The 13,288-nt window shown below is 73.7% G+C and carries 13 protein-coding genes; 8 read left to right on the top strand and 5 right to left on the bottom strand.

The genetic code is table 11. The features are described from left to right. Positions 1–28: 28 nt before the first annotated feature. Together IE271_RS04125 and IE271_RS04120 are read right to left on the bottom strand one after the other, a co-directional pair. Positions 29–1,468, bottom strand: a complete 1,440-nt coding sequence (locus tag IE271_RS04125; protein ID WP_190188760.1) for an ABC1 kinase family protein — start codon at positions 1,466–1,468, stop codon at positions 29–31. Further along, positions 1,461–2,678, bottom strand: a complete 1,218-nt coding sequence (locus tag IE271_RS04120) for a TOMM precursor leader peptide-binding protein (protein WP_190188759.1) — start codon at positions 2,676–2,678, stop codon at positions 1,461–1,463. Before IE271_RS04120 ends, IE271_RS04125 begins: the two co-directional genes overlap by 8 nt. A gap of 247 nt (positions 2,679–2,925) precedes the next feature. On the opposite strand from IE271_RS04120, the gene IE271_RS04115 reads away from it, so the two are divergent. The 4 genes from IE271_RS04115 (at position 2,926) to IE271_RS04100 (ending at position 6,867) form a co-directional block, all read left to right on the top strand. Next, the gene (locus IE271_RS04115; protein WP_190188758.1) at positions 2,926–3,522 is read left to right on the top strand and encodes a M48 metallopeptidase family protein; all 597 of its coding nucleotides are present in this window, start codon (positions 2,926–2,928) and stop codon (positions 3,520–3,522) included. Positions 3,523–3,717: 195 nt separating this feature from the next. After that, positions 3,718–5,403 (top strand): TerD family protein, encoded by a 1,686-nt coding sequence (locus IE271_RS04110; RefSeq protein WP_190188757.1) that lies wholly within the window; start codon positions 3,718–3,720, stop codon positions 5,401–5,403. Positions 5,404–5,414: 11 nt separating this feature from the next. Continuing rightward, positions 5,415–6,095 (top strand): AIM24 family protein, encoded by a 681-nt coding sequence (locus IE271_RS04105; RefSeq protein WP_190188756.1) that lies wholly within the window; start codon positions 5,415–5,417, stop codon positions 6,093–6,095. Positions 6,096–6,111: 16 nt separating this feature from the next. After that, a complete protein-coding gene (locus tag IE271_RS04100) occupies positions 6,112–6,867 on the top strand; it encodes an AIM24 family protein (protein WP_190188755.1) in 756 nt (251 codons plus the stop codon). Positions 6,868–7,070: 203 nt separating this feature from the next. Here the strand turns inward: IE271_RS04100 and IE271_RS04095 are convergent, their stop codons facing one another. Together IE271_RS04095 and IE271_RS04090 are read right to left on the bottom strand one after the other, a co-directional pair. Then, on the bottom strand, positions 7,071–7,628 hold the full coding sequence (locus IE271_RS04095; RefSeq protein ID WP_190188754.1) for an NUDIX hydrolase: 558 nt from the start codon (positions 7,626–7,628) through the stop codon (positions 7,071–7,073). Then, on the bottom strand, positions 7,625–9,091 hold the full coding sequence (locus tag IE271_RS04090; RefSeq protein WP_190188753.1) for a zinc-dependent metalloprotease: 1,467 nt from the start codon (positions 9,089–9,091) through the stop codon (positions 7,625–7,627). Before IE271_RS04090 ends, IE271_RS04095 begins: the two co-directional genes overlap by 4 nt. Before the next feature lie 190 nt (positions 9,092–9,281). On the opposite strand from IE271_RS04090, the gene IE271_RS04085 reads away from it, so the two are divergent. The 4 genes from IE271_RS04085 to IE271_RS04070 all read left to right on the top strand — a co-directional run bounded on the left by IE271_RS04085 (position 9,282) and on the right by IE271_RS04070 (position 12,631). Continuing rightward, positions 9,282–10,394, top strand: coding sequence for an SDR family oxidoreductase (locus IE271_RS04085; protein WP_190188752.1), 1,113 nt, complete (start codon positions 9,282–9,284; stop codon positions 10,392–10,394). Between the two features lie 243 nt (positions 10,395–10,637). Next, complete coding sequence (locus IE271_RS04080; protein WP_190188751.1) at positions 10,638–11,099, top strand: molybdenum cofactor biosynthesis protein MoaE; 462 nt, start codon at positions 10,638–10,640, stop codon at positions 11,097–11,099. 205 nt (positions 11,100–11,304) lie between these two features. Then, positions 11,305–11,469, top strand: coding sequence for a hypothetical protein (locus tag IE271_RS04075; RefSeq protein WP_190188750.1), 165 nt, complete (start codon positions 11,305–11,307; stop codon positions 11,467–11,469). A gap of 70 nt (positions 11,470–11,539) precedes the next feature. Next, entirely contained in the window at positions 11,540–12,631 is a 1,092-nt protein-coding gene (locus IE271_RS04070) for a YlbL family protein (RefSeq protein WP_190188749.1), read from the top strand. Between the two features lie 98 nt (positions 12,632–12,729). Here the strand turns inward: IE271_RS04070 and IE271_RS04065 are convergent, their stop codons facing one another. Then, positions 12,730–13,284, bottom strand: coding sequence for a PPA1309 family protein (locus IE271_RS04065; protein ID WP_190188748.1), 555 nt, complete (start codon positions 13,282–13,284; stop codon positions 12,730–12,732). Positions 13,285–13,288 lie beyond the last annotated feature (4 nt).

Genomic DNA, 13,288 nt, shown 5'->3' with positions numbered 1-13,288 from the left:
CCAGGCGGGAGTCGGCGCGCCGCGTTCCTCAGCCCTCCGCGGCCCTCTCGTCCTCCACGGCCGCCCCGTCCTCGCCGAACGTCCCGTCGTCCTCGGTCGTCCCGTCGGCCCCGGACCTCTGCTGCTCCCCGTCCTCCTCGGGGACGAAGCCCGGCAGCCAGGTCTCGAGCTCGTCGCGCAGGCGCACCGTCGCGCCCAGCTGGCACAGGACGCCTATGGTGCTCAGCGTGACCCGGTGGATCAGCAGGTATGCCGGGGGCAGGTTGAGCTGCTTGCCGAGCTGGTGGGCGGGGGAGCGGGGGTCGGCTATGCGGGCGGCCTGGCCGCGCATCCAACCGCGGGTGAAGGTGAACTCGTCGACCTGGGCCGGTTCGATGATCGGCAGCAGGTAGTCCAGCACCGCGTCGGGGTCCAGGTCCAGGGACTCCTTGACGAAGCCCTCCTCGCACAGCAGGGCGTGGACCGTCTCGGCCTCGCCGTCGAGCGCCATCCGCAGCGAATGGCCGATCGTCGGCGGCAGGCCGCCCGGCAGCCGGTCCACCGTGCCGAAGTCGAGGACGCCGAGCCGCCAGTCGTCCTCGCCGCCGGGGCCGCCGGGCAGCAGACGGAAGTTGCCCGGGTGCGGGTCGGCGTGGAGCAGCCCCGTGCGCGCCGGTCCGGAGAAGAGGAACCGGGCCAGCAGCTGTCCGGCGCGGTTCCGCTGGTCCGGCGTGCCGTCGGTGATCACCTCCGACAGCGGGACCCCGTCGATCCACTCGGTCACCAGCACCTCGTCGCACTGGTGCACCACCTGCGGCACCAGGATGTCGGGGTCGTCCGCGAACTCCTCCGCGTGCGCGCGCTGCGCCCGCGCCTCCAGGCCGTAGTCGAGCTCCTCGGAGACCCGGTCGCGCAACTCCGTGATCAGCGGTTTGACGTCCATGCCGGGGATCAGGGGGCCCAGCAGCCGGGCGAAGCGGCCGAGTTGCGTGAGGTCGGAGAGCAGGGCCTCGCCGGCGCCGGGGTACTGCACCTTGACCGCGACCTCGCGGCCGTCGTGCCAGACGGCGCGGTGCACCTGGCCGATCGAGGCCGCCGCCGAGGGCTTGTCCTCGAACTCCCGGAACAGCTCCCGCCAGTCCTCGCCGAGCCGTTCGGCGAGCACGGAGTGCACCGTGCGGGTCGGCATCGGCGGTGCCGCCTCCTGCAGTCTGGTCAGGGCCGCGCGGTACGGACCGGCGATCTCCTCGGGCAGCGCCGACTCGAAGACGGACAGCGCCTGCCCGAACTTCATGGCTCCGCCCTTCAGCTCGCCGAGGACCTTGAACAGTTGCTCGGCCGTGCGCTGCTGCAGTTCCCGGCCCACGATCTCCGCCGGCCTGCCGCCGATGCGTTTGCCCAGGCCCCATGTAGCCCGTCCCGCGAACCCCAGCGGCAGCGCGGCGAGCTTGGCGGTGCGGGTGACCGCCTTCCGGGGAAGATCAGACATGCGCCCTCCAAGTACCGGACAGCCGTGCCGAGTGCGCCCTGCGGGCCCTCCTCGGCGACGGCCGGTGCCCCGTCATTGTCTCGTGCCGCTCGTCGTCCTCTGAGGTCTGCTCCCTCCTGGTTCTCTCCGCCGCCCCGCACGGGCATGCCGGATGCGCCCACACCGGCCGTGCGTGCCAGTCGAATCCGGGCACGGACGCCTCCCAGCGCGCACCCGTGCTCGACGGCGACAGCCCGTCGAGGAAGGCCAGGGCGTGCCCCGCGGCCAGCCCCGCGACGGCCGTGGCCAGCGTCAGGTCGCAGGCCTGTCCCCGGCGCGGCCGCCCCGAGCGCCACTGGGCGAGCATGCGCGTCCAGGCCGGGTCGCGGTCGGCCCGGCCCCGGTCCAGGCAGCCCGCGCAGGCGGAGTCGCCCGGCAGGACCAGCGGGCCGACGACGCCGGTGCCCTCCACGACCCCGGCGTACAGGTGCGGCGTCCCGGAGGCGACGAGCGGTTCGGCGGTCAGGGGGTCGGGCGCGTGGGCCGCGAGGCCGTCCCGCGGCGCGACGACCACCAGGGACAGGCCGGGGGCCGCGTCGTCGAAGGGCGACCGCGGGCCGTGCTCACGCGGAGGCCGGTCCGGTGCCGCGCGGCGCACCGCCCGGCGCGCGGCCTCCTCCCGGCGCTCGCCGACCGCCTCGGCGGGCAGCCCGCCCGGCGCCACGTCCTCCGGTCCGACCCGGCCGACGTCGACCACGTCGACCCGGCCGACCCCCGCGCCCGCCAGTGCCGACGCCAGCTGCGCGCCGACTCGGCCCGCCCCCCGTACCTGCACGCGCAGGGAGCGCCGGGCGGCCAGCCGGCGCACCCCGTCGCCGGGTGCGGAGGTGACCACGGAGAGCGAGGCGAGGTCGGGGCGCAGCCGGTCCAGGACGGCGGCCTTGGCGCGCAGCGCGTCGGCACCGGGACCGCCGCCCGTGGCGTCGTCCAGCAGTCCCGCTCCGGCCAGCCGCTCCACCAGCCCGTCGACGTGGCCCTCCGGCAGCCCCATGCGGCGCCCCTCCTCCCGCAGCAGGGGCAGGCCGCGCGTGCCGTCGAGCAGCTCCAGGAAGCTGCCCGTGGCCGTGTCCACCGGGCCCAGCACCATCGCGTGCGCGGGTGCCGTCCCGAACTGGACCGTGTTCAGGTCGCGCCAGCCGCGCCGCAGCGCGGGCTTCACCATCGGATGCATCGGCCGAATCCCCCGTGTCCTTCTCCGTGCCCGTCCCGTACGCGCCTTTGCGCACCGGCGGCGCCTCCCGGCCCGCCGGTGACGCCGATGCGCCTGCCGCCAGAATGCCGCGTCCGGTGACGGAGCGTGGAAAGTTGTCCACAGGCGGTGGATATTCTTCGTACTAATTAGGCGCCCGGGGTGCGGATCCGGGCCGAACCGTACCGGAGCCGGGACGTCCGCCGTGTGCAGCGGGTAACGTCGGGGCGTGCCCGCCGACCCACTGCACCGTGCCGGACATACGCCGCGCAGCACGACGAGCCAGCCGCCGAGCGGCTCGGGGCCGAGCGCGATCGAGGTCCGCAGGAGTGCCCGCCGACGCAGAACGGTCTCCGCCTACCGCGAAGGCGACCGCACCATCGTGCTGATCCCCGCCCGGATGTCCGAGGCGGAGGAGCAGCGCTGGGTCGGCGTCATGCTCGACAAGCTGGCCGCGCAGGAGAGCAAGCGGCAGCTCGGCGACGCCGAGCTGGCCGAGCGGGCGGATCGGCTCTCGGTCCAGTACCTGGGCGGCCGGGCCCGGCCCGCCTCGGTCCGCTGGGTCACCAACCAGAACACGCGCTGGGGATCGTGCACCCCCGCGGAGGGCAGCATCCGGCTCTCGCACCGGCTCCAGGGCATGCCCGAGTACGTCGTCGACTACGTCCTGCTGCACGAGCTGGCGCACCTGCTCGTCCCCGGTCACGGGCCGCGCTTCTGGCGGCTGCTGGAGTCCTACCCGCGCACCGAGCGGGCGCGCGGCTACCTCGAAGGGGTGGTGGCCGCCGACCGGCTGCCCCACCTGCCCGCGGCCCGCGACGAGTGACCGCCCGCCCCCGCCCGCACGCGCGCTCCGGCGCGCCGGCGCCCTTCCCTGTCCGCGTTCCCGCCGGTGGGGCCGCCTCCGCGACGCGGAGGCAGTGATTCTGTACCGGGTCTGTACCGACCTCATTCACGTGTTGACTTTGCCGTTAGCCTGGCGCGACGCACTCACATTCGGGATGGGGGACGGTCGGTACGCATGGCCAGGGAATTCCAACGCGGCCACAAGGCCAGAATCAGTGACGTCACCGCGGGCACGGACCTGTACGTAGGAGTGCAGATCTCCGCCCCCGGGCTGACCTTCGACATCAGCTGCTTCGGCCTGGACGCCGACGAACGGCTCTCGGACGACCGGTACTTCGTCTTCTTCAACCAGCCGAAGTCCCCGGAGGAGTCCATCCAGCTCCTCGGTCCCCAGGCGGGCGACACGGAGTCCTTCCGCGTCACGCTCGACAAGGTCCCGGCGCACATCCAGAAGCTGTCGTTCACGGCGACGATCGACGGTGCCGGGCAGATGTCGCAGATCGGCCCCGGATACCTGCGCATCGTCGCGGGCGGCGAGGAAGTGGCCCGGTACTCCTTCGACGGCAGCGAGTTCTCCACCGAGCGCGCCGTCATGCTGGGGGACTTCTACCTGAAGGACGTCTGGCGCTTCGCCGCCGTCGGCCAGGGCTTCGACGGCGGACTCGACGCGCTCCTGAGAAACTTCGGCGGCGAGGTCGCCGAGGAGGAGCCCGCCGGGCCGCCGCAGCCGCAGACCGGCGTCCCGGGCTTCGCCCCGCCCGCGCAGGCCGCGGCGCCGCCCCCGTTCGCCGCCCCCGCCGGACCGCCCGCGGGACAGCCGGCGCCGCCTGACGCGCCGCAGCCCGCCGCCCAGGGCTTCGCACCGCCCCCGGCAGCCACGCCGCCCCCCGCTCCGGAGCCCGCGCCCCCCGTGCACACCGCCCCGACCGTCGTCGCGCCGATGACGCCGCCCGGCGGGACCGTGCCGCCGCCACCCGCACCGGCGGCCCCGTACGGACAGTCGCACCAGACGCCTCCCCCCGGCCAGGCGCCGCCCCCGCCGCCCGGCTACGGCTACCCGCAGGCCCCGGCCCCGCCCCCCGGATACGGCCAGCAGCCCCCGGGCGGCCAGGTCCCGGGGCAGCCCGGCCCGCCCGGCCCCCCCGGAGCGCCGGGCGGAGCCTCGCCGTACGCGGTGCCCCAGGGCGCGCCCCGGACGGGCGCCGGTGTGACCGCGGCGCTGGAGAAGTTCCGCGAGACGCCCACCGGGCAGCGCTGGACGCAGCAGAACACGAAGCTGATGCGCGTGGACCTCGGGATCGGCGACCAGCCGGTGCTGGCCCGCCAGGGCAGCATGGTGCTCTACCAGGGCAAGGTCGACTTCGGCTACAAGGGCGCCGGCTTCACCGGCCGCATCGTCGGCAACGCGACCGGCCAGGAGATGCAGCTGATGCGCTGCACCGGCCGCGGCCAGGTGTTCCTCGCGGACGACGCCTCGATGCTGCACCCCGTGGAACTGCAGGGCGACGCGATCTGCGTGTCCGCCGAGAACGTCCTCGCGTTCGACGAGTCGCTCCAGTACGAGGTGCGCCGCATCGAGGGGCACGGCATCCCCGGCGGCGCCCTGTTCACGATGCAGTTCCAGGGGACCGGCACCATCGTCGTGAAGACGCACGGCGCGCCCGTGGTGCTGCCCGTCACGCCGACGACCTTCGCGGACTGCAACGCCGTCGTGGCCTGGTCCGCCGCGGCCCAGGTGGTCGTCTCCAGCCAGGTCCGCATGCGCCGCAACGCCTACCCCGGGGACACCGGCGAGAGCGTGAACCTGCAGTTCCGGGGAGCGCCCGGCAACTTCATCGTCGTCCAGCCGTACGAGGTCTGAGGGAGCCCGTCATGAACCAGCAGCTCGCGGGCTTCGCCCCGGCACCCGTCTCCGCTCGCATGGAGAACCACGGCGACCACATGCTCAAGGTCGCGATGCAGACCGGGAACGACCTCCTCGCGCGCGTGGGGTCGATGATCGCCTACGAAGGGTTCGTCCAGTACGAGCCGAACCCGCCGGCCGTGCGCCAGATCGCCCGCGACTGGGCCACCGGCGAGGGCGCCCCGCTCATGAAGTGCTCCGGCGACGGCCTGCTCTACCTCGCCGACTACGGGGCGGACGTCGTCGTCATCAACCTCAACGGCGACGCGATCTCCGTCAACGCCACCAACCTGCTCGCCTTCGACGCGCACCTGACCTGGGGCGTCGAGCGCGTCAAGGGACTGGCGAAGTTCGCCGGGCAGGGCCTGTGGAACACGAGGATCTCCGGGGAGGGCTGGGTCGCGCTGACCTCCCGGGGCAAGCCGATCGTCGTCGACTGCGGCGGCGGCGAGGACGAGACGTACGTCGACCCGGACGCGCTCGTGGCCTGGTCGCCGAATCTCAAGGTCAAGGGCAAGCGCAGCTTCAAGGCGCAGTCCCTGATCGGCCGCGGCAGCGGGGAGGCGTACCAGATGGCCTTCTCGGGCCAGGGCATCGTCGTCGTCCAGCCCAGCGAGGACAGCACCGACCGCCTCCGGTTCCGGGGCTGAGGGGGAGCAGCACACCATGCAGAGCCCGATTTTCGCCTACAACGACCAGCAGACCCAGGAGCGCTGGAGCCTGCAGAACCCGCAGATGCTCCGCGTCGCCCTAGAGGGCCACGACGACCTGCTCGCCCGCAAGGGCACCATGGTCGCCTACCAGGGGATGGTGGAGTTCGACGCCGAGTACCAGGGGTCCGGGCGGCAGCGTTCGCGCGCCCGCACCGGGGAGGGCCTCGACCTGATGCGCTGCCACGGGCAGGGCATCGTCTACCTGGCCAACCTCGCCCAGCACGTGCACCTGGTGGACGTCGACCCGGACGGCCTGACCGTGGACAGCGGCTACGTCCTGGCGATGGACTCGTCGCTGCACCACGAGGTCGTCGCCGTGGACAGCCTGTACGGCATCTCCGGCTCCGGGAAGTACCAGCTCAACATCACCGGCCGCGGCCGGGTCGCCCTGATGACCTCGGGCGCGCCCCTGATGATGCAGGTCACACCGGACCGGTACGTTAACTGCGACGCCGACGCGATCGTCGCCTGGTCCACCGGCCTGCGCGTCCAGATGCAGGCGCAGACGCACTCCTCCGGGGTGTGGCGGCGCCGCGGCAACACCGGAGAGGGCTGGGAGCTCAGCTTCATGGGGCAGGGCTACGCGCTCGTCCAGCCCAGCGAGCTGCTGCCGCCGCAGAACGCGGTGATCGGCCAGGGGCTGCGCGCCCAGTACGGCATGGGCCAGCACGGCGCCCACGGCCAGAACCAGGGCAACGTCTGGAGCTGAGCCCCGCGGAAGCGGAAACGGTGTGCCCCGGGAGCGACGCTCCGGGGGCGGATGCCGGGGAGACACGGGTGCGGCCCCATGGAGCCACCGGTGCAGACCCGTGGAGACACGGGCGCAGCCCCCTGGAGACATGTGTGAGGGGCGGCCGCCATAGCGGTCGCCCCTCACGGATTCGCTTACGGATCCGGCGGTCCCGGAGACCTTCAGCGCTCCCGGAGACGCCGGCGGGTCGCCTCCACCAGCCGGACGACCGACCCGTCCGCGACGTCCGCCACCGCGTCGTAGGCGAACCAGCGCAGGTCCAGGGACTCGTCGCTGATGGCCTCCACCGCTCCCGCCGGGGCGAGCGCGGCGTACTGCACGTCCAGGTGCCAGGCGCAGGGCGTGTGGTGGCGGTCCAGGCGCACCGGCCCGCCGGGCAGCAGGGTCAGGCCGGAGATGCCCGACTCCTCCGTGGCCTCGCGCAGCGCCGCCGCCTCCAGCGTGGCGTCCCCGGGCTCGCAGTGGCCGCCCATCTGCAGCCACATCCGCAGCTTCCTGTGCAGCGTCAGCAGCACCCGGCCCCGCTCCGGGTCGACCACCAGGGCGCTCGCCGTGATGTGACCGTCCGCGCAGGACTTCCACATGCCGTCGGGACGGGCCGCCAGGTGGTCCAGGTAGACCTGGCGCAGCTTCTCCTGGTCCTCGGGACTCTCCTGGCCGCTGCCCTCGTGCCGCTCGTAGCCCTTCAGCACGAGGACCGCGTCGTCGTGGAGGCTCACTCGGCGCCGTCGCCCTCGGCGTCGTCCCGGCCGTCCTTGCCGCCCTTGCCGTCCCCGGTGTCCTCCGCGGTGTCCTTCTTCAGGTCCGCCTTCCCGCCGGTGCCGCCCGCCGCCTCACCGAGGATCTTGTCCAGCTCGGAGAAGTCCAGCTGCTCGCGGTGGACGAAGCCGTCCGGGTCGTCCAGGTCGGCGGCCGTCGGCAGCATGTCCGGGTGGGCCCACAGCCCGTCGCGGCCGTCCACGCCGCGCGCGTCGGTGAGCGAGGCCCACAGGCGCGAGGCGTCCCGCAGCCGGCGCGGCCGCAGCTCCAGGCCGATCAGCGTGGCGAAGGTCTGCTCGGCGGGGCCGCCCGAGGCGCGGCGGCGGCGCAGCGTCTCGCGCAGCGCGTCCGCGGACGACAGCCGCGGCTTGGCCGCCGTGTGCACCACGGCGTCCACCCAGCCCTCGACGAGCGCCAGGGCCGTCTCCAGGCGGGCCAGCGCGGCCTTCTGGGCCGGCGTGTCCTCCGGCTGGAACATGCCCTGCTGGAGCGCGTCCTGCAACTGCTCCGGGTTGGACGGGTCGAGCTGGCCGACCACGTCCTCCAGCTTCGCCGTGTCGACCTTGATCCCGCGGGCGTACCCCTCGACCGCGCCGAACAGGTGCGAGCGCAGCCACGGGACGTGCGCGAAGAGGCGCTGGTGGGCGGCCTCGCGCAGCGCCAGGTAGAGCCGCACCTCCTCCTTCGGCACCCCGAGGTCCTTGCCGAAGGTCTCGATGTTGACCGGCAGCAGCGCGGCCCTGCCGGCCGGGCCGAGCGGCAGGCCGATGTCGGTCGAGCCGACGACCTCGCCCGCGAGCACGCCCAGGGCCTGCCCGATCTGTGTGCCGAACATGGCGCCGCCCATCGAGCGCATCATGCCGATCAGCGGGCCCGCCATGGCCTGCATCTCCTCGGGCAGCACGTCGCCCATGGCCGCGCCGACCCGCTCGGCGACCGGGTCGACGAGCTCCTTCCACACCGGCAGGGTCGCCTCGACCCACTCCGCGCGGCTCCAGGCCACCGCGGAGCCCGCGCCCGAGGGCAGGGACGTCGCGTCGTCCAGCCACAGGTCGGCGAGGCGGACGGCCTCCTGGACCGCGGAGCGCTCGGCGGGGCCGACGCTGGCGTCCTTGGTGCCGTCGGGGGTCCCCTGGGAGACCGTCTGGCGGGCGATCTGCTTGGCCATGTCCCAGTTCACCGGGCCGCCCTCGTACGAGAGCATCTGGCCCAGCTGCTGGAAGGCCGCGCCCAGGTCGCCGGGGTTCAGCGAGCCGAACATGGCGGCGAGCGGATTGTCGGCGCCGGAGCCGCCGGGCAGACCGAAGCCGAACGGGTTGGACGGCCCCTGACCAGCACCGCTGCCCTGGTCCTTCTTCTTGCCCTCGTCGCCGTTCTCCGGCTCCTCCGGCGGAAGGCCGAATCCGAATGGGGTGTCACTCACGGGAATCCTCGGCTGGTTAGGGCCGCCGGCTGGTTCCGACGGCGGTGCCCGACATCACCACCCAGCCTAGACACCACAGCCGGATCGGGCCTCAGTGCTTCGCCGAGTCCCGCGCTGCGGCAGGATGGATGTCTCCTGGTACGAACGCGCCGTGCGCGTCCTTACCGAAGACAACCGCTGGAGACACCTGGTGAGTTCCCCCGATCCGCAGGTTCGCGCAGCGCGAAACCGAGCAACCGGCGCGGCCGCGCGCGGGCCCGTCGTCGCGGTCACCGGCGCCGCGTCGGGCGTGGGCGCGCTGCTGACCGAACGGCTCGCCGCCACCGACGAGGTCAAGCAGGTCGTCGCCATCGACGAGCGGCGCGGCGAGTGCGCGGGCGTCGAGTGGCACGTCCTGGACGTGCGGGACCCGGCCATCGCCGACAAGCTGCGCGGCGCCGACGTGGTCGTCCACCTGGCGCTCGACCTCGACCTGGAGACCGACCCGGCCGCCCGCACCGCGTACAACGTGCGCGGCACCCAGACGGTGCTGACCGCCGCGGCGGCCGCCGGGGTGCACCGCGTGGTCCTGTGCACCTCGGCGATGGTCTACGGGGCGCTGCCCGACAACGAGCTGCCCCTGGCGGAGGACGCCGAGCTGCGGGCCACGGCCGAGGCCACCGGCGTCGGCGACCTGCTGGAGATCGAGCGCCTGGCCCGGCGGGCGCCCCGCGCGCACCCCGGCCTCAACGTCACCGTCGTCCGTCCCGCGATCCTCGTCGGCGGCACCGACACCGCGCTGACCAGGTACTTCGAGTCGCCGCGGCTGCTCGTCGTGGCCGGGTCCCGGCCCGCCTGGCAGTTCTGCCACGTGGAGGACCTGTGCACCGCCCTGGAGTACGCCGTGCTGGAGAAGGTCGAGGGCGAGCTGGCCGTCGGCTGCGACGGCTGGCTGGAGCAGGAGGAGGTCGAGGAGCTCACCGGGATCCGCCGCATGGAGCTGCCCTCCGCCGTGGCCCTGGGGGCCGCGGCCCGGCTCCACCGGATCGGCCTGACGCCCTCGCCCGCCGGGGACCTCGCCTACACGATGTACCCCTGGGTGGTCAGCGGCAGCCGGCTGCACGACGCGGGCTGGCGGCCGCAGTGGACCAACGAGGAGGTGCTCGCCGAGCTGCTCGGGGAGGTCGCCGGGCGGCACACCGTCGCGGGGCGCCGCCTCGGCCGCAAGGACGCCACCGCCGCCGGCGCCGCGGGCGCGACGGTCGCCCTCCTCGGCACGGCCGCGCTCGTGCGGCGCGCCCGGAAGGCCAGACGGCGCATCTGACCCGGGTGTCCGGCCGGGAGCCGGACCGGCCGGGGCCGCCGCTTCCGGTGCCAGCGCCGTACGGGGCTGCCTGCCCGGTACCCGGCAGCGGTCCTGTCCGTACCCGGCGGCCGTCCCGTCCGCCCGTCACCTTCCTCGTAGAGGCCGTCGGCGCCCTCCCGCAGGAGTCTTTGGACGGGCACGCGCGCGTGCGGGACGGTGCCGCCCTTCCGTGCCGTCCGGCGGGTGGGGCACGATGGGCGCATGGCACCCACGAACGACCATCCCGGCGAGCAGGCCGCGCACGACCCGGTCAGGCTGCTCGCGATCCGCGAGACCCCCCTCTCCGTGGACGAGGTGTTCCGGGCCGTCGGCGACGACGCCGCCGGGGGCACCGCGCTCTTCGTGGGCACCGTGCGCAACCACGACGGAGGAGCCGACGTGGACGCGCTCGGCTATTCGTGTCACCCCACCGCCGAGGCGGAGCTCCGGCGGGTCGCCGAGAAGGTGGCCGCCGACTACCCTGTGCGCGCCCTGGCCGCCGTCCACCGGATCGGCGACCTGAGGGTGGGCGACCTGGCCGTCGTCGTGGCCGTCTCCTGTCCGCACCGGGGCGAGGCCTTCGAGGCGTGCCGGCGGCTGATCGACGACCTGAAGCACGAGGTGCCCATCTGGAAGCACCAGACGTTCTCGGACGGCACGGAGGAGTGGGTGGGGGCCTGCTGACCCCGGCCGGGAGCCGCCGCCGATCCCGGGCGTGACCGGGCCCGCCGGCACCGGTCGCCGTGCCTCCGCGTACCCCCCGCCTCCGCTTCGCAGTCCCCGAATGCGCCCGGTTGCGTAACCCCGCCCCCACCGCGAGCGTTGTGGGTGCGGATGGTTAATCTGCTGATCACTCAGTTGCGGTCGCTCACGGGGTAGGGAGGTCGGCATGGCGGCACTCGCCTGGTTGCTGATTCCTCTGTTGGCTGCGATAGGCGCGGGGTTGTGGGGCAGTTGGGCCGGTCGGAACCGCAGGCAGATCGGTGACGGACCCGAGCTCGCGGGCTACGCGCGCTTCCGCGAAGCCATGGAGAAGACGCACTCCGGCACGTGACGGAACCCCCGGGACCTCGTACGGACGGCCCCGGGGGTGCACGGACAGGACGGTCCCGTACTGTCGTTCCATGCCACGCCGCACCGCGACGATGCTCGCCTCCACCCTGATGCTGATCGCGCTCCTGTGCGCGGGGGTCTTCATCAACGTGCCGTACTCGGAGATGTCCCCGGGCCCCACGGTGAACACGCTGGGGAAGCACGACGGCGAGCCGGTGCTGCAGATCTCCGGGCACAAGACGTATCCGACCAGCGGGCACCTCAACATGACCACGGTCCGGGTCACGAGCGCCGACTACAACATGAACCTCGTCGAGGCCGTCTACGGCTGGCTGGCCCACGACAACAAGGTCGTCCCGCACGAGACGCTCTACCCCGACGGCAAGACCGAGGAGCAGTCGACCCAGGAGAACGCCGAGGAGTTCAGCCAGTCCCAGGAGAGCGCGAAGGTCGCCGCCCTGAAGCAGCTGGACATCCCCGTGCAGTCCTGGGTGATCGTCTCCACGGTCCTGAAGGACTCCCCGGCCGAGGGGCGGCTGCACGCCGGGGACGTCGTCAAGGCCGTGGACGGCACCGCGGTGAAGGCGCCGGCGGACGTCGCCGAGCTGGTCACGAAGCACGAGCCGGGCGAGAAGGTCACCTTCACGATCGTGCCGGCCGCGGAGCAGGCGAAGGCCGAGAAGGAGAACAGGACGGCGACCGCCACCCGGGAGGTCACCGTCACCACCACGAAGGCCGACGACGACGCGGACCGCGCGATCGTCGGCATCCAGGCCGGCACCGACCACACGTTCCCGTTCACCATCGACATCAAGCTCGCGGACGTCGGCGGCCCCAGCGCCGGCCTGATGTTCGCGCTCGGCATAGTCGACAAACTGACCCCCGAGGACCTCACCGGGGGGAAGTTCGTGGCGGGCACCGGCACCATCGACGACGACGGCGTGGTGGGCCCGATCGGCGGCATCGAGATGAAGACCGTGGGCGCCCGCGCCAAGGGCGCCCAGTACTTCCTGACGCCCGCGGACAACTGCGCGGCGGCCGCCCGCGACGTCCCCGAGGGGCTCACGCTCGTCAAGGTGAAGACCATCGAGGACGCGCTGGGCTCCCTGGCGGACATCCGCTCCGGCCGCACGTCCGACCTGCCGAAGTGCACCAAGGGCTGACGCCCCGGACGGACGCCGGCGGCCCGCCCCGCGCGGCGCACGACACGCCCCGCGCGGCGCACGGCCCGGCCGCCGCCGGGCCCGCCGCCCCGGCTCCGCTACTCCGCGAAGGTCGCCGACAGCGCCTCGGCGAGCCCCGGAACCAGGTCCGAGCCGGTGAGCACCTCGGTCGCCGTGTCCTTCTCGCGCAGCCGCAGCGCCGACTCGCGCCGGCCGTCGCGCAGCACCGCGACGGTCATCCGGACCTCCTGGCGCTCCGGGTGCTCGGCCACCCACTTGGCCAGCCGCTCCTCGTCCAGGTCCTCCGGTACGGATGCCTCGGCGGACGGCGGCAGCATCAGCCGCTCCACGGTCAGGGCGCAGCCTACGACCGCGTCCGGCCAGGCGATGGTGCCGAGGAACTCGTCCAGCGGGGTGCCCGCGGGGAGTTCCTCCTGCTCGATGGGGGTCAGGGCGCCGTCGGCGGCGTCGTCGGACAGGCCCAGGCGCTCGGCGAGCCCGGGCTCCTGCGTGCGCAGCGCCGCGCTGTCGACCAGCGCGAAGAGCCGGGCGGGCTGGTCCCAGCCGAGTCCGGCGACGTACTCGTCGATCTCCAGGACGGCTCGGGTCAGGGGGCCGGCCGCCATGGGCGTACCGGTGGGGGTGTTGGACATGGTC

Source organism: Streptomyces minutiscleroticus (genome assembly GCF_014650875.1).
GTDB lineage: Bacteria > Actinomycetota > Actinomycetes > Streptomycetales > Streptomycetaceae > Streptomyces > Streptomyces minutiscleroticus.
The sequence above is the reverse complement of the archived record's forward strand: the minus strand, read 5'-3'. Positions and strand labels throughout refer to the sequence as shown.